Origin of the sequence: Flavobacterium sp. 20NA77.7 (assembly GCF_031326205.1) — a bacterium.
Lineage (GTDB): Bacteria > Bacteroidota > Bacteroidia > Flavobacteriales > Flavobacteriaceae > Flavobacterium > Flavobacterium nakdongensis.
This window is the reverse complement of sequence record NZ_CP133721.1, coordinates 122258-140769: the sequence shown is the minus strand read 5'-3', so window position 1 is coordinate 140769 and position 18512 is coordinate 122258. Positions and strand designations below refer to the sequence as shown.

At 36.0% G+C, this 18512-nt stretch carries 11 protein-coding genes; 1 reads left to right on the top strand and 10 read right to left on the bottom strand.

Features of this window, described 5'->3' with window-relative positions:
- Nucleotides 1–38 precede the first annotated feature (38 nt).
- From RF683_RS00565 to RF683_RS00520, 10 genes are all read right to left on the bottom strand, one after another.
- Nucleotides 39–1637, bottom strand: coding sequence for a discoidin domain-containing protein (locus tag RF683_RS00565; protein ID WP_309532297.1), 1599 nt, complete (start codon nt 1635–1637; stop codon nt 39–41).
- 8 nt (nt 1638–1645) lie between these two features.
- Nucleotides 1646–2926: a tail fiber domain-containing protein gene (locus RF683_RS00560; protein ID WP_309532296.1), complete on the bottom strand. Its 1281-nt coding sequence runs from the start codon at nt 2924–2926 to the stop codon at nt 1646–1648.
- Between the two features lie 9 nt (nt 2927–2935).
- Nucleotides 2936–4528 carry a hypothetical protein gene (locus RF683_RS00555; protein ID WP_309532295.1) on the bottom strand — a complete coding sequence of 531 codons (1593 nt, stop codon included), beginning with the start codon at nt 4526–4528 and terminating at the stop codon, nt 2936–2938.
- 3 nt (nt 4529–4531) lie between these two features.
- Nucleotides 4532–5827 (bottom strand): phage tail protein, encoded by a 1296-nt coding sequence (locus RF683_RS00550; protein ID WP_309532294.1) that lies wholly within the window; start codon nt 5825–5827, stop codon nt 4532–4534.
- Complete coding sequence (locus tag RF683_RS00545) at nt 5815–6714, bottom strand: fibrinogen-like YCDxxxxGGGW domain-containing protein (protein ID WP_309532293.1); 900 nt, start codon at nt 6712–6714, stop codon at nt 5815–5817. Before RF683_RS00545 ends, RF683_RS00550 begins: the two co-directional genes overlap by 13 nt.
- Before the next feature lie 359 nt (nt 6715–7073).
- Nucleotides 7074–8510 (bottom strand): PA14 domain-containing protein, encoded by a 1437-nt coding sequence (locus tag RF683_RS00540; protein WP_309532292.1) that lies wholly within the window; start codon nt 8508–8510, stop codon nt 7074–7076.
- Nucleotides 8511–8527: 17 nt separating this feature from the next.
- Complete coding sequence (locus RF683_RS00535) at nt 8528–9172, bottom strand: hypothetical protein (RefSeq protein ID WP_309532291.1); 645 nt, start codon at nt 9170–9172, stop codon at nt 8528–8530.
- An 11-nt stretch (nt 9173–9183) separates the two neighbouring features.
- A complete protein-coding gene (locus RF683_RS00530) occupies nt 9184–14697 on the bottom strand; it encodes a beta strand repeat-containing protein (protein ID WP_309532290.1) in 5514 nt (1837 codons plus the stop codon).
- Nucleotides 14694–15248, bottom strand: a complete 555-nt coding sequence (locus RF683_RS00525) for a hypothetical protein (protein WP_309532289.1) — start codon at nt 15246–15248, stop codon at nt 14694–14696. The genes RF683_RS00530 and RF683_RS00525 overlap by 4 nt, the downstream gene beginning before the upstream one ends.
- A gap of 283 nt (nt 15249–15531) precedes the next feature.
- Nucleotides 15532–17280, bottom strand: coding sequence for a helix-turn-helix transcriptional regulator (locus RF683_RS00520; RefSeq protein WP_309532288.1), 1749 nt, complete (start codon nt 17278–17280; stop codon nt 15532–15534).
- A gap of 119 nt (nt 17281–17399) precedes the next feature.
- Between RF683_RS00520 and thiL the strand changes: the two genes are divergently transcribed.
- Nucleotides 17400–18446 (top strand): thiamine-phosphate kinase, encoded by a 1047-nt coding sequence (gene thiL, locus RF683_RS00515; RefSeq protein ID WP_309532287.1) that lies wholly within the window; start codon nt 17400–17402, stop codon nt 18444–18446.
- Nucleotides 18447–18512 lie beyond the last annotated feature (66 nt).

The following is an 18512-nucleotide window of genomic DNA, read 5'->3' as shown; positions in this document are numbered from 1 at the left end:
AAAAACTAGAAATAAAAAAGGAGCTTTTACTAAAAATCTTATTGTTTGATTAACAAACCTAAACGCATAGAGATATGATTATACCAATTAGTTGGTCTTACTCTAACGTATTGTGCATATTCTACATTTGGAAACAATATGGTTTTTATGGTAGTTTGATCTGAATTTAAAGATGTATTTGTTAGTATAGTTCTCCAAGTACTTCCGTCTGAACTAACCTCTATTGTTCCCGCTGTTACCCATTGAGCACTATTAGCTCTGCCTTGTGTTACAATTCCTGTAATATAAACCGGTGTACTATAACTAAGAACAATATATTGATTATAATCGTTTACCCCCGCAGACCAACCTTGGTATGAATTAATCCATGGCGAATAATGAGGATAACTAGCTCCTCCATTAAAAGGGTCATTTACCCAAACACTTGAAGCTGACCAGTAAGTAGGATTTGCATTCGTAGCAGGACTATGCGTAAATGTATTAGTAGTACTTGCCGTACCCGGAGTCCACTTACTTGTAGCATCTGTAAAAACCATTTTACCGGTACCTGAAAAAACAATTTTATTAGAGTTCACTGTGGTAGCTGATGGTACTGTAACTGTATGTCCGTTATTGACCTGTAGCCCCCCATACAAATTAGGTAAATTAGAAATAGTACTTGTTGTTAAAGTACTTGTTGAATTTAAGGTAAATGCCATATCATTATTATGTACCACATAAGCTGAATACACTCCTGTATAGTCTGAACCTGCTGGAAAATCAGCACTAATTTCTACTAAATAACCACTTACACTACCTGTATTTCCATCCGCTAAATCATTCCAACAAGTAGCCCCACCCGATTTAGCCACAATACAATCCTCTCCATTTCTAGAACCGTCTGAATTATTAGGCTCTCCCGAACACCAATTGGAATATTGACTAGATACAGTTGTTCCATTTGATGCATATGATGTATATGTGGTATTGGTTACCCCAGCCACCGATGTATTCCAGAAATTAGTGTTTGCTTCTGGTCCAGCATCATAAACCCACCGCCCTTCGGTAGCAGCATCCGACATAGCTACCCAAATATTAGTATAAGAAAGATTGTTATTTATAAAATCATTTTCTGCCTGAGAGGTAATAGTGGCTAAATAAGGTGTTTTTCCTTTAAATGAAGGCTGTGCAGCTGCACCTGCTTTTGCATTTGTATATGTTACTGCACCACTTATAAATTTGTAAAAATGCTTATTTACTGGATTGTATACATAACTAGAATCGTATTGGGATACTTCAATATTAATTTTAACTGCCGTTTTTATGCTCCCGATTGAAATAGTCATTGCGGCTAAACCTGCGTTAATATAATCTCGAGTTCCATAAAAAACAATACTAGTAACATTAGTCCATGAGGAGTATCCATAATTACGCGTTAGACCTGTTGTAGTTGGAAAACTTAAGGTAGCACCGTTTTGATATTCTAAGCTTAAACTAATTAACAAATTATCTGTGTTGTTTGCCCAATTGATTACAAAATTCCCCGCATCTGTATTTGCTGTATTTGCTTCAATTGTCAATGAAGATGGTACAGAAATCATTTGTCCATTCATTACTAAACCAAAAAAATAAAAGAGTATAAACAGTTTCTGTTTCATTTACTTATTTAGTTTTTTTTTGACAATTCTTTTACTTTTTTTTGCAATTCATCTATCTGTTTCTGTTGTTCTTTTATTGCTTCAACTAATAATGCTACAACTTTATCGTACTTCACTGCTCTATACTCTTCATTATTTATTTCTTTTGTTACTACCTCAGGTACAATTTTTTCTACTTCTTGAGCAATAAATCCAAGTTCTACTTGATTGCCAAATTCCTTCTGAGGAAATGCTTTTTGATTCCAGTTAAAATAAACTCCTTGTAACGCTTTTACTTTTTCTAAGGCACCCGTTACGGGTTTTATATTGGTTTTGTAACGAGCATCAGAAGTTCCGGCTACAGAATTAGCTGTTATATCGCCATTAACATACAATTTAGTTGTAGGGTTAGCATTCCCTATACCCACATAACCATTTTCCTTTATTACTATTCCATTGGTTTCTGCTCCTCCAGGAAATATTCTAAACCGTGGACTAGTAGCATCGCCTACTTGATCTATCGTCCAATCATAAGTGCTATTCGTTATAGACTTTTTAAATGTAAGCTGACCTCCTTCATTAGCAGAATTAGAAGGATTTAAAGTGATTTCTCCGCTTACGGTGCCGTCAGACATCCCGACAGTTAGTGTTGTTGAAGGATTAAGGGTACCTATTCCAACTTTGCCCGAATTATCTATTCTCATTCGTTCTACTCCTGTAGTTCGAAATAAAACATTAGAATTCATATCGGCAACTGATGAAAAACCCGAAATATCAATTGATGCTTGAGTATTTGAATTTGTACCTCCCCCTGCAGATAAACGTAAAAAACCATCATCACCTCCATCTGCTTGTGATGCAGTTCCCGCAGAACCAACACCTCTTATTTCATAATTCCCAATCACAGTTGTATTAATTGCTGGCCGCGATACGTTATTTCCAATTCCAGAAAAAATGCGTACGCCTCCTCCAACAATATTAAGTTTTGCTGTTGGATTTGATGTTCCAATTCCTACATTTCCACCATTTGGATTTAATAGAAGATTATAATTTGTACCATATGCAGATTTTGAACGTGCCTGAATCCATGAAAAAGTAGATGAACTACTTAATCCAAAATCAAGCACATGTGAACCAGATGTCCCGCTTAAACGCAAATTTCCGTTTGAGGCTGACCCTGAAGAAGCAGGATCTGCCGTAGTAGTTTCCACTTGAAATTTGTTAATAGGAGTAGTGGTTCCAACTCCAGATTGTGCCGAAATAATCCCACAACTTAGGATTAAAAAAATGTGTCGAAAAGTTAATCTCATATAGCAATATTAAAATAATCGTTCAATAGCAATAAAGTTATTATTAAATCCGTAACCAATCATTAATGTGATACGATAAAATCTATTATTCGTTGTGTCATTCATGTAATACACTGGTGTATCCCCAACACTTCCAAAACTCCAACCAAAAATAGATGAGGATAAAGAGGTATTAAACGTTATAGCTGTATTTGATGCACCACCACTGCTACCTCCTGTCATACCATAGGTGCCAGACATATAAGTGACGATGCTCCCTGACGTGGTCGCAATACATAAACCTCTATTTCCGCTAGTTGCGACAGTTGCTTTTATATTATCTAGTGTTACAAATGATCCTGCATTAACATACCCAGCTGCTTTTACTGCCACGTTCCCTGTTGGATCAGTCAGGTTAATTTTACCAGCAACGGTCAAATTGCCTGGACTTTCAATTGACATGGCTTTTGTAGATCCAGATGTAATTGTATTGTTAGCTGTACCATTTGATAAATAAAAATCAATAGCATTTTCGGTGGTTCCTGCATTATGTCTAGTGTGAATGAATTGTGCGTATTGGCTTGTTCCTGCTGAACTACCAGCCCAACCCATTTTAATCTGTGCATTATCATTAAATGCTGCCGCAGCGTCTCCATTTTTTAATGTTAGCGAGGCTCCCGAAGAAGAATTAGACAAACTTAAAGTACTCGCATTTATTGCTCCATTTACATCCAAAGGTACAACTGGTGTACTCGTACCAATACCAACTTGTCCATTATTAGTAATTCTGATCCCTTCATTATCGCCATCATTTGAAATATAATTCCCTGAAAGCTGGATATTCTTAGTAGCGGTATGATTCCCTAAATTATCTGCAGTGGTAGAGGTAGTTATCGATGGATTTAACTTTGTGATAATAAAGGAGGCACCATAATAGAGCGTACGTGAATCGGGATTATATAAACGTAACGTTCGAGTAGCAGTACTACAATCAATATAGTCTGTCATGAAAGTTGTCCCTCCCCAATCTGTACCTCCACCATTAGCTAAACCTGCTAGATTGGCATCACCTCTCCAGGCACCCCAAGTACCACTAACATTTTCTTGTAATTGTACTGCATTATATGTTTGAGAGGATTGGTATGGCAAACCCCATTGTATTTTATAAACCCCATTAGAAAGTGCAAAAGAAGTATTAGAAGTCACCGTTAAATCACCCGCCGCTATATTATTAAAACGTGCGTCCCAAGTTGAAACAACCGTATATCCAATAGTATTCGAAGAGGATCTAAATATGGCTTGATTTTGAACGTTCCCCACAGTGGTAGATAAACTCACCCATTGTTGTCCTGTAGCGTCCCAATAGTAATAACCAGGCACTACTTGATAAGGATTAGTCCCAGCAGTAACCGTATTAAAAACCATTAAACCATTGGCAGGATTTGTTATAGGACTCGCTGAATTTGTAGCTGTTAATGCTACTCTAGGAGGTAAAAATCCTTTGTTTGAAGCGCTTACCTCTAATTTTGCTGACGCATCAGGATTTGTAGTACCAATACCAGTTTGAGCAAAGGACCAATTTGTAATGACTAGCAATAGAGAACTTAAAAATACTTTTTTCATTTACTAATACTTAATTATGTAGTTTAAAACGGTATAAGGTTGCAGAACATTAAATGCAGCACCTCCGCCAGTATTTTGCATGGCAGTATCCCAATTTCTAGTTGTACCGCCCCTATCTGTACCAAAAAACATGGATTGTGCCCCAACTGCATATCCACCAATTGAAGGATTTTCCACTGCAGAGTTAACAGAGGTTGTATGTTTGTGTGCAGGCATCTCATTTACAGTCATTGTATGAGTTTCTTCACCTCCTTTTGAACCCAATGTTGCAAATGTACCTGCATTTTTACCTACAGGAACCCGACCGGTCAAATCGGGTAAATTGAAAGTAGTACTTCCGTTGCCTGCACCATAGGTAGTCCCAATTACGGCATATAAATTAGCATAGGTTGATCTACTCACCGCAGAGCCATCACAAATTAAATAACCGCTTGGAGCAGTACTCCCTGCAAAAGCCATGATGACACCCGCTGGGGGAACAGTACCCCATGTGGCTACACCGCTTCCGTTAGTGGTTAAAACTTGTCCATTAGAACCTGAATTGATGGAGGTTGTACTGCTTGGATTTAATTTAGTTATCGTAAAAAATGCTCCGTAATACAAATTTCGATAACCATCACTATTTGTAAATCTCAAGGTGCGTGTGGATGCACTGCAATCTATTATATCGGTCATAAAAGTCGTACCTCCCCAATCCGTCCCTCCTCCATTTGCAATATTTCCAAGATTCCCATCATTCATCCAAGCATTCCAAACACCACTTGTATATTCTTGCAATTGCATAGCATTATAAGTATTTGTTTGTTGGTGAGGAAGCCCCCATTCTAATTTGTAAATTCCATTGGAAAGCGCAAAGGTAGTATTTGAACTCACAATTAGGTCTCCAGAAGAAAGGTTGTTGAAACGAGAATTCCAAGAAGAAACTGCGGCTCCTGCGGTGGTATTGGAAGTTGATCTGAACACCGCTTGTGCTTGAACATTTCCAATACTTGCTGCAATACTCACCCATTTTTGTCCGTTTCCATCCCAAAAATAATAACCCGGTTCAACAGCATACGGACTTGACCCTGCAGTTGACGTATTGAATACCATTAAACCATTGGCAGGATTTGTTATAGGACTCGCTGAATTTGTAGCTGTTAATGCTACACGTGGCGGCAAAAAACCTTTGTTAGTTGCATAGACGTCTAACTTTGCTGAAGCATCAGGATTTGTAGTACCAATACCCGTTTGAGCCGCACTAATATTTATAAATAATACTACAACTGCTAATTTAATTGTTTTTATTATCGTATCCATATCTGATTGTAGGTGTGAAATTGATATCCATTCCCAATACTTGCTGCATAATCATCTACTTCCCATCGGTAATCTTGACCTTTTATCCCCCAATGGTAATTAGCTCCCAACCAAAATGGGAAATTGGTCATAGCCAAATTCCCTTCATTTGCAAAATTACTTACAGCACTATTAGGAATATAAGCCGAATGAGAAACTAATGCAGAATAACTACTATTAATTCCTGACATACTACCTGAACCTGTTCTAAAATAGGATATAGTATTTGCATGAGTTGTTTTAAAGTGAACTATTCTACTATGACCCGATGTAGCTCCATAAAAACGAAGTTCTGTAAAACTGAAGGCGTTTAAATAAGTTGGAGAAGTATGCCCCCAAGTGGTTGTCGAACCTGATTCATCAGTGCCTAAAACGGTTGAGCCTAATAAAGGCAGATTGTTTGTTTTAACTAAAAGCGAAGGATTTGTTCCTCCACGATGCAAATAATTCAATACTAATGTCCATCCTCCACCGTCAGTAGTCATGTCACAATAACAAGATATGCTAGGTAAAACTCCTATTCCATCTGGATCAATGGTATATTGCCCTGAAGGCGACATGGGATAATACGTAATTATTTCTTTGCAATTTTTTAAACTTGTAATTACTGGTCCAGGTTGCCATTTGCCTGTACCATTTAAAACCAATTTGCCTGTACCTGAAAAATCAATTCGATTGCTGTAGAATACTTTGCTATCTCCTACATTTATTGTATGTCCGTCCTGTATGGTTACTCCATTTGCAACTTGAGTTGGTATTGTCCAAGCAGAAGTCAAATTAAAATTTATAGGACCAATAGTCGTTGTAGCCGTCTGTGAAAATAAAGAAGGTATTGACAGAAATAACATGCATATGCACATACAATTTAGCATTTTACTTCTCATTTATTGTTTTTTTTATTGCGGTTCTACTTTGTGAGTTCATTCCAGGGTTAATCCTAATTTCTCTACTAAGGGAACTTGTTAGAATTTCACCAAAAATCTTTAAATAATTTGTATTTAAACATTGGGGTTTAATCTTACTAAAACGTATTGATACTCCTTGTGAGTAAACATCATCATCACTATGATTGGTACTTTTTAACTGAGAGAAGGAAATGTTCAGCTTTGCATAAAGTTTTAGGCTAGATGGATTTGTTATCTCGCTATACGTTTGGGCAGCGCTAACGAAACCTAAGAAGACCACTAATAAATATATCTTTCTCATATTATCGAATATAAATTTCTACTCTGGCACTTCTATTAATTCCTGTAGTGTTTGCACAACAAGCAATGAAATCGCCTGCAGAATAATTTCCATACGCCATACCTATACCCGTATACACATCATTTGAAGCCTGATTCCCATTAGGATACAAGCCTCCTCCGTTTTCGTTCCACCCAAAACCCCATCTATTAGTTCCCATTGCATTCAAATTATAATTAAATCCATAGAAGCGTACATCAACCTGAGATGAAAAAGCTGTCCCTTTTCCTGCAAAATTACTAGCGTCACCAAAAAATAAATTACTTGCTGAACTAAAAAAATTGATAGGAGTTATTCGAATACCATTATTAAAATTATTTTGAAGCCAACACCAAACGTTATAGGTCCCATTCAAATTTAGGCTACCTCCTGTTGTACTTGAACCATAATTCCAAGAAATATCTGGCCATAATGCCATAATATCTTTAGCGTAATAATAATTCATGGTATTAAACTTAGCATCTGCATTACCACGATCCAAATAACTTGTATTTAAAGTATTAGCAGTTGTCCAATACGAACTAGAATAATTAAATGTTGTTCCAGTAGTTGCTTTCATAGCCATCATCCAACCACCTCCATCAGTTGCTGGGTTCAATAAACAATAGACTTGGGTAGGTCCTACATAGGGCAAATTAATCCAATAAACACCATCGTTGTAATTACCAAAAGCCGTTTGAATATACTTCGCACTAGGTGCTGCTTGTGCTGCAGAACTGCCATCCATATAAGGAGTTGTAATTATCTCTTGTACATTTTGTGTCCAGCTTTGGTAGTAGGTTGAGACAGGAAGTACACTTGAGTAGTAACTTGGTACGCTATTTTGAAAAGGGGATTTCCAATACAAACGTAACCCAAACCCTCCTGATCCTTGTTGCATGCGCACTTCAAAGGCATAAGCTTTTCCAGCGGTTAAGTTAATGGCACCAGTATGAGTTCCTAAAGAGGGTAGTGCTTGAGCTGAATATGTAGAAATGACAGGAGTCCCTTCAATAGTTAAATCACTAGAATCATCCGATTCTAAAGTAAACGTATAATTTCCTGACTCAAGAGGAATAAAAGTACCCTGTATTTTGAAAGCAAAATAATTACCCCCATTAGGTAAATTAATCCCAATAGTGCTTAATTCAGACGCGTTTTGCCAATCTAAAATTTTAGCTGAGTTGGTTTTTCCAGTCTGATATACCGTGGTATTAGAATTAGTGGAATTGAAAATGTTATCCATCTCGGATCTAGTTGTCGGTGTCACTGGATATTGAGATGGAGATCCATTGCCAGCATGGGTATTCATTACCCAGTAATCAAATTGCACACGGGGCTGTTTCTGTACCGGCTGATAAGGCGTCAAAATTTGTGCTTGAACACCTATATAACAAAACAATACTATATGGATAAGCATTTTTTTCATACCCAATACTAATTTGACATATCGCCTGACGAAATGTATTTGTTATTTTCTATACAAACCAAACTCATAATAGCATACGAACCTGCTGTTTTGGTGAAATTATATCTGTTTAATATATTTACTCCAGAAGGTGACAAACTCACCTGCCCAGCTCCTTTTTGTATGATCATACAATTGAATCCTACTGATAAAGAAGGAACGGTAACAGTAATAGCACTTCCATTTGAAAAAGTGAGTACTTTGCCATTATCCGCATTCGTTAAAGTATAGGTCGTTCCTGTTTGATCGTTCATCGCTGAACTAAAATTAGATAACGTGCTTGTGGTTCCATTTCCCGTTATGCTACTGACCGTTGTAGTGCCAATTATCGCAATCCAAGTCGATCCGTTCCAATAATAATAACCTGGAGCTACATTATTTGGAACTGTTCCTGATATTGCTGTATTATAAACTAGCAAACCTGTGGCAGGTGAAGTTATAGGTCCTGCAGTGTTTGTTGCAGTCAAAGCTACTCTAGGTGGTAAAAATCCTTTATCAGTAGCATAAACCTCTAACTTTGCTGAAGCGTTTGGTGTAGTAGTACCAATACCGGTTTGGGCACTTCCTTTATAGAATACCAAACACAATACTATTATTACTATCCATTTTTTCATACTGTCCTTTATTAGAATAATGATCTGAATGCGATCCATTGTGTCCCATCAGAAATAACGCGAATCCAGTTATTAGAAGCTTCTATTCCTAATGTAGCAGATGTAGCTGTATTATTTGCTGCGTCTACAACAATTTTTTGTGAGCTTGTTGTTGCTATCGTAACCACATTAGAACTAATGTTTTTAATAGTAAATTCTTTTCCTGTGTTACCAACTGCGGTAGGTAAAGTAAAAGTAATACCCGATCCTGAGGATGCAATTACATAATTATCACTTATAGTTAATGTATAACTTGCCGTTTTAGATGTGATTGTAGAAACCCCTGATGACCATGTTGGTACACCACTTGATAAAGTTAATACTTGTCCATCAGTTCCTTTTGCTAAACGTGTTCCTGTACCACTTGTCCCTCCATAGATAATATCTCCAGAGGTTGTCATTGGCGACAGAGCATCAAAAGCTGCTGTTTTAGTGGTTTGACCTGTGCCCCCATTAGCAATCGCAATGGTCGTCCCATTCCAAGTACCTGTTGTTATTGTGCCCACGCTAGTTAAACTTGAACTTACCACATTAGATGCTAAGGTCGTTCCTGTCAAAGTTCCTGCTGCTGCTGCAATTGTAATATCAGCACTACCATCAAATGCTACGCCGTTGATGTTTTTTGTAGTGGCAAGTTTTGTAGCCGTTGCTGCATTTCCTCCAATATTTAAATTCGCCACAGGTGTAGTTGATGTTACTACCAAGGGTGCTGTTCCTATAGCAACAGTTGAAGTTAATTGACTTCCTGTAACACCTCCTGAAGCTGTAATATTTCCATTATTAGCTAAAGTTATTTTTGTTGTAGTTCCTGCACTTCCGTTACCATTATTAATTTTTACCCCTCCAGTGAAACGAAATGTTGCGGCTCCATCATTATTATCTACAATATCCCCATCGTCTGATAATATAATTCCTTGACCTGTTGTACCTGCAGCATTAACCGTTAAATTTTGATTCACAATAGTTGAACTCCCCGAAAAGGTTTTTACTCCAGCTATAGTTTGATCAGTTGTTAAGTCCACAAAATTTTTAGTAGAAGAACCAGTTCCCCCATTAGCTTCCGGTAAAATTCCTGTAATTCCAGTTGTTAACGGTAAACCAGTAGCATTAGTTAATACTAGATTCGAGGGAGTTCCTAAGTTTGGCGTTACTAAAGTTGGCGATGTGGCACGAACAACATTACCTGTTCCAGTAGTTGCAATTTCTTCAATTGTTCCAGCACCTGTACTAACGCGCCCTAAAACTTTGTCTGTAGCACTTACGTTTTGTATTTTAGCATAAGTCACGTTAGCATCTGTAATTTTAGTAGTTGTAATAGCATCATTTGCAATTTTAGCTGTAGTTACATTTGCGTCTTTTATCTTCGCTGTTTCAACTGCATCATTAGCAATGTCAGTTACAGCAATTGTCCCATCTAATATTTTTAAAGAAGTTACTTTACCAGTACCAATAGCCGTAACGCCTGCATTTGTCATCGTTACATCTCCTGTTGGGGTTACCTCTGTTGCTTCATTTGAAGCATTTCCTACATATATCTTGCCGTCTGCTAAAGTTGTAATGTCTGATGCTTTTGTATCTACATAATTCTTCGTCGCAGCATCTTGTGCCGATGTAGGATCTGTTACATTTGTTAATTTATTCGAACCTAAATCAACAGCTGCTGCTGCTGCTGCAAATCCACTTAAGGGAATATTAGACTTGTCTAATTTAGCATCTGTTACATTGGCATCTGCAATTTTTGCTGTCGTAACCGCATTATCCGTTAACTTAGCTGTAGTTACATTTGCGTCTTTTATCTTCGCTGTTTCAACTGCATCGTCTGCTAAATCTCCCACTACAATTGTTCCGTCTGTAATTTTTGCTGAAGTCACTGCATCATTAGCAAGTTTTGCTGTTGTAATTGCTCCCGCAGCTACCGATGGGGAAGCGGCAGAACCTGTTAAGTCTCCCGATAATTGAACTTTACCTTTTACGGTTGGTGTCGCATCGGGTGTAGCGTTTGTCGAAATAGAAGTGTCTACATAATTCTTCGTCGCAGCATCTTGTGCCGATGTAGGATCTGTTACATTTGTTAATTTATTCGAACCTAAATCAACAGCTGCTGCTGCTGCTGCAAATCCACTTAAGGGAATATTAGACTTGTCTAATTTAGCATCTGTTACATTGGCATCTGCAATTTTTGCTGTCGTAACCGCATTATCCGCTAACTTAGCTGTAGTTACATTAGCATTCTTTATCTTCGCTGTTTCAACTGCATCGTCTGCTAAGTCTCCCACTACAATTGTTCCGTCTGTAATTTTTGCTGAAGTCACTGCATCATTAGCAAGCTTTGCTGTTGTAATTGCCCCCGCAGCTACCGATGGGGAAGCGGCAGAACCTGTTAAGTCTCCCGATAATTGAACTTTACCTTTTACGGTTGGTGTCGCATCGGGTGTAGCGTTTGTCGAAATAGAAGTATCTACATAATTCTTCGTCGCAGCATCTTGTGCCGATGTAGGATCTGTTACATTTGTTAATTTATTTGAACCTAAATCAACAGCTGCTGCTGCTGCTGCAAATCCACTTAAGGGAATATTAGACTTATCTAATTTAGCATCTGTTACATTGGCATCTGTAATTTTTGCTGTCGTAACCGCATTATCCGCTAACTTAGCTGTAGTTACATTTGCGTCTTTTATCTTCGCTGTTTCAACTGCATCGTCTGCTAAATCTCCCACTACAATTGTTCCGTCTGTAATTTTTGCTGAAGTCACTGCATCATTAGCAAGCTTGGCTGTTGTAATTGCCCCCGCAGCTACCGATGGGGAAGCGGCAGAACCTGTTAAGTCTCCCGATAATTGAACTTTACCTTTTACGGTTGGTGTCGCATCGGGTGTAGCGTTTGTCGAAATAGAAGTGTCTACATAATTCTTCGTCGCAGCATCTTGTGCCGATGTAGGATCTGTTACATTTGTTAATTTATTCGAACCTAAATCAACAGCTGCTGCTGCTGCTGCAAATCCACTTAAGGGAATATTAGACTTGTCTAATTTAGCATCTGTTACATTGGCATCTGTAATTTTTGCTGTAGTAACCGCATTATCCGCCAACTTAGCTGTAGTTACATTAGCATTCTTTATCTTCGCTGTTTCAACTGCATCGTCTGCTAAGTCTCCCACTACAATTGTTCCGTCTGTAATTTTTGCTGAAGTCACTGCATCATTAGCAAGCTTGGCTGTTGTAATTGCCCCCGCAGCTACCGATGGGGAAGCGGCAGAACCTGTTAAGTCTCCCGATAATTGAACTTTACCTTTTACGGTTGGTGTCGCATCTACAACGCCTGCTGCTATTTGAGAATCAACATAATCTTTTGTTGCTTTTACAGATGGATATTTCACATCAGAAGCGCCGTCTATTGTAACATCAATAGATTTATTAGCTATATCTTCTTTTGTGTTCAATGCTGTTTGTGTAGCCGTTGAAATAGGCTTGTTTAAATCTGATGTATTGTCAACATTACCTAAACCAACAGCAGTTTTATCCAACGTTTGCCATGTCTTGTCTCCTCTATAATATTGAGCAGTAGTACCAGCGGTAATCGTATTCTCTTTAGTTGCCAATCCTGGAACTGTTGGCGAAGCAGCCGTTCCTCCTAAATCTCCCGATAATTGTATCTTACCTTTAGTAGTAGAAGTAGCGTCTGGAATAGTTGCTGCTGCTACTTGTGTATCTACATAGGTTTTTACTGCGTTTTGTGTCGGGAATAAAACATCACTCGTACCTAAGGTTGTAGTAGTCGATTTATTTGCCGTATTCTCTTTTGTATCCAATGCTGTTTGTGTAGCCGTTGAAATAGGCTTGTTTAAATCTGATGTATTGTCAACATTACCTAAACCAACAGCAGTCTTATCCAACGTTTGCCATGTCTTGTCTCCTCTATAATATTGAGCAGTAGTACCAGCGGTAATCGTATTCTCTTTAGTTGCCAATCCTGGAACTGTTGGCGAAGCAGCCGTTCCTCCTAAATCTCCCGATAATTGTATCTTACCTTTAGTAGTAGAAGTAGCGTCTGGAATAGTTGCTGCTGCTACTTGTGTATCTACATAGGTTTTTACTGCGTTTTGTGTCGGGAATAAAACATCACTCGTACCTAAGGTTGTAGTAGTCGATTTATTTGCCGTATTCTCTTTTGTATCCAATGCTGTTTGTGTAGCCGTTGAAATAGGCTTGTTTAAATCTGATGTATTGTCAACATTACCTAAACCAACAGCAGTCTTATCCAACGTTTGCCATGTCTTGTCTCCTCTATAATATTGAGCAGTAGTACCAGCGGTAATCGTATTCTCTTTAGTTGCCAATCCTGGAACTGTTGGCGAAGCAGCCGTTCCTCCTAAATCTCCCGATAATTGTATCTTACCTTTAGTAGTAGAAGTAGCATCTGGAATAGTTGCTGCTGCTACTTGTGTATCTACATAGGTTTTTACTGCGTTTTGTGTCGGGAATAAAACATCACTCGTACCTAAGGTTGTAGTAGTCGATTTATTTGCCGTATTCTCTTTTGTATCCAATGCTGTTTGTGTAGCCGTTGAAATAGGCTTGTTTAAATCTGATGTATTGTCAACATTACCTAAACCAACAGCAGTCTTATCCAACGTTTGCCATGTCTTGTCTCCTCTATAATATTGAGCAGTAGTACCAGCGGTAATCGTATTCTCTTTAGTTGCCAATCCTGGAACTGTTGGCGAAGCAGCCGTTCCTCCTAAATCTCCCGATAATTGTATCTTACCTTTAGTAGTAGAAGTAGCGTCTGGAATAGTTGCTGATGCTACTTGTGTATCTACATAAGTTTTTACTGCGTTTTGTGTCGGGAATAAAACATCACTCGTACCTAAGGTTGTAGTAGTCGATTTATTTGCCGTATTCTCTTTTGTATCCAATGCTGTTTGTGTAGCCGTTGAAATAGGCTTGTTTAAATCTGATGTATTGTCAACATTACCTAAACCTAAATTAATTTTAGCATCTGTCGCATTTGTGGCTCCGGTCCCTCCATTTTGGACAGCAACTACTCCTGAAACATTATTTGCTGTAACAGAAGCAAAAGCAAATGGGACAGACGAAAGCGGATTATTGCTTAATAACATAAATTGTTGACAAGATCCACTAGCATCTAGCTCTACTTTCAATGATTTATTCGTTGTATTCCAAACAACTGCATTAAATGAACTGGCATAGCCTCCCGTTTGATTTCCAGAACCAATTACTAAGTTAACCATTCCATAAGCGTCTGTGGTTGTTTGAATTGTCTCTTGATATTCTACCTGCGATAAATTATCTAACAAAGCAAATTGTAAACAAACAGGCTTATTTGCCATTGGGCTGTTTTGAATATTTACTCCTGGAACATTTTGTCCACTAGGATAATAAATTACTGCTTGATATGTAATTCCACTTGTTTGTGCATAAAAAAATGATGTGGAAAATACTAAAAAGTAAAATAATTTTCTCATAAATGTTTATCTTTTATCAAATCGAAATAACCTCCAAATAAAATTTGGAATGTATTGAATGAAACTTTTTCTGGTGTAGGGTTAAGTGAAATACTTTTTGTGAAGTTGCATCCTAGACTTAGAAACCCTGATTTCGATATATAATATTTAGCATTAATACCAACTACTGGTTGTAAAATTATACCTGAAAAATCTTTATTTTTAGTTAAATTATAAGTCGAATTGTTTAATTGTTGTTTTCCATAAAGGATGGTGGATAAGTTTAAACCTGCTTGTGCGCTAATGAAAAAATAAAACGAATCATAAAAACGGTAATCAACAACATTTTGAATTCCAATATATGACGTTTTCCAGTCTAAATTATTTAAATCAGATTCTCCTGTGGCATTGTAATCATTTAAGGTAATACTTCCTAAATAAGAAAAATCTTTAAATTTTTTTAATGGCATAGCATAACCTAGTTCGTAGGTACTTCCGGTTCCGTTAATTTTTATTTTATCTGTGAAAGGTGTTGTGTTTTTATAAGAAAACGAAGTAAAATTTTTTCCCATTTTAAAAAAAACTCCCTGAGCGTAAATTGCACTAGAAATTAAAAAAATAAGTGCAAGGCATACTTTTTTCATCATTATAATTATTTTGAGGAACTGTTAATTACACAAACATGCTATACCTATTATTTTATCTTAATAAATAGAATAGCAAACAAAAAATTAAACTCGTTTGTTTCCAATGATTAACAAGCTAATTTTTAACCAGGCAAATGTATAGTAAAATTATTAATAATACACATAAAATACACATTTTTTTGTACGTTTTTTAGCCCAACAATATTAATTACACATTTGCATTTTGATTGTTTAAGATTTTGTTAACGGCTGCTAACAATGGTATTTCTGTGCTAATTTCAAGTTTTGTTCTAATCTGAGTTCGAACATACTCAATGGTCTTCTCGCTTTTTGAAAGTAAAATCGCGATTTCTTTGCTTGTAAAATTATTAATAATTAAAGCAAGAACCTGAACCTCTTTCTCATTTAATTGAGGAAAATAAATTTGAAGATTTTGGATTTTTATTAATGAATTTTCAGTAGCAGAGGCTATAACGGCCAAGTCCGTATAATTAGCAAAAAAAGCATCAATACTTACTTTTGCTTTTTTAAATTCTAGTCTTTGATTTGATTCTAAAATGTTATTCTCTAAATCCTTTAAAAATGCTTCTATCTGCTTTTTAAGCACTGCAATTTTTTTGCTGTTCTTCACAACATCTTTCAGTTTATAGTCTTGAAATTCTAACTGTTTTTGAAGCTCTTTTTGTTTAATTTGTGTTTGCTCTAGTGAAGATTTAGCAATTTGCAGTTCAATCTCTTTTAGGTTTCGTGCTTTTTTTACATTTTTATAAAGCAAAACAGATAGGCCTATAGCAGACAAAATAGAAACAATAAAAATATAAATCATATATTTTTGAGTCTGTAAGCGTTCAGAGGCTAATTCATTTTCCGCTTTTAACAATTTATTTTCTGCTTTAAATTCATCTTGCTGAGCAATTAACTCATAATCTTGAAGCAATAAATTATTATTTACTTGTCTTAATTTATTTTCAACCTCATGGCCTTTTACTAAAAATGTTGAATATTTTTCATAATCTCCTTTAGTTTTGTAATAACTTGCTTGAACTTCATAAAACAAAATGGTTTGATACCAATCTGCATCTTGCTTTACTTGATTAAAATATAAATTTAACTTATCAATGGGTTCAATTAAATTTCCATAAACACACAGTGAAGCTTTATTTAACAACAATTTTGTATATAGAGATTTTTGAGTATATCCGTTTAAATATAATTTTAAAATTGGTAGAACACGTTGTTTATCGTTAAATTTAACATAATATTCTAACTGCACTTCTTCGAATACATTTTGATATAAATAATTCTGCTTTAACAAAGTTGCCGCTTTTTCAATTTTAGTATAAAATTCTGAAGCATTGTTTTGAAGGGCAGCTAGTTTAGCTGTATTGAGAAAATATAAAAATGTAATTACAGGCGAAAAATTTTTATCAACTTTTTCAAACTGTAGAGCTGCATAATCATATTGTTCTAATTGCATGTATGCTACGCCTAAATTAATGTAATTTTTCCAATGACTATCATCCTTTACACCTAGTTTGTCCATTGTTTTTCTTGCCTGTAAAAAATAAGAGATAGCTGTTTTTATGTAACCAACTCCCATATAATAAGCGCCAATATTTGTTTGTAAACCAGGCGCTTTTTGTTTGTTTAACTTGTTTAATCTATCTGTCTTATTATATGCTGAAAGCCAATGCTTAATAGCTTCACTATATCTCATTTCACTGTAATATAAATTACCTAATTGAAATTCACAGTTAAAAACATCGTTAACATTCTTTGCTTTTTTAGCTTCTTCAAGTAAAATTATATATTGTCTAATCGCTTGTTTTGGATTTGTAATTTTTGCTGCAGCGTTGATTTTTTGCTCTATATCAGTATGGGATACAATAGCTTTTTCGTGCTTATTCGTGCATTGGGAAAGTAACAACGAAAGAAACAACATTAGTAAGATTTTCATGTTCACTCAAATTAACTTTACAAATATAATGAAACTTGATTATATCTATTTTGCATCCCTACAATTAAGAAAAAGAAAGTATTTGCGCACCACATTTACTATATTTGCAAAAAAAAGACATGCTAGAAGATAAAAATCAAAAAAGAACGTCATTAAGTGAGCTAGGTGAATTTGGACTTATTAATCATTTAACAAAACATTTTCAAATTAATCAAAAAAGCACCTTAAAAGCAATTGGGGATGATGCTGCTGTTTTGGATTTTTCAAAAAATAAAGTTCTTATTTCCACAGATTTACTTATTGAAGGTGTTCATTTTGATTTAAGCTACATGCCTTTAAAGCATCTAGGGTATAAAGCTGTTGTAGCTAATATCTCTGATATATGCGCAATGAACGGTGTCCCAACTCAAATTACAATTTCTATTGCTGTTTCGAATAGATTTCCATTAGAAGCTCTTGAAGAACTTTTCGAGGGATTCACTTTAGCTGCAAATCGTTATCAAGTAGATGTCATTGGCGGAGATACAACATCTTCACAAAAGGGTTTGATTATTAGTATAACTGCAATTGGGGAAGCTAAATTTGAAGATATTGTTTACAGAAATGGAGCTAATGAAACTGATTTACTTGTTGTTTCGGGTGATTTAGGGGCTGCTTATATGGGCTTACAAGTATTAGAAAGAGAAAAACAAGTGTTTCAAGTTAATCCTAACAACCAGCCTGTTTTAGACGACTACACCTACTTAATAGAACGTCAATTAAAACCAGAAGCTCGAAATGATATTAAAGAATTACTTGAAAAATTAGAAATTAAACCTACATCAATGATTGATATTTCTGACGGCTTGTCATCAGAAATTTTACATTTGTGTAAGCAAAGTAACGTGGGTTGCCACTTATATGAAGAAAAAATTCCAATTGATCCTCAATTAATCAATGTTTGTGAAGAATTTAATATTGATAGCACTACTATTGCGTTAAATGGTGGAGAAGATTATGAATTACTTTTCACAATAAAAATGACCGATTTTGAAAAAATTAAACACAACCCTAATTTTACCGTTATTGGTCATATGGTAGCCGAAAGTGAAGGAGCCCATTTAATAACAAGAGCAAATACACAAATTACTTTAAAGGCCAGAGGATGGAATGCAATAGAAAGTTAAATTATTGTGAACCTTGTTTAGATTAAACTATTTATCCTATTTTTATACAAATTATTTAAAATTTAA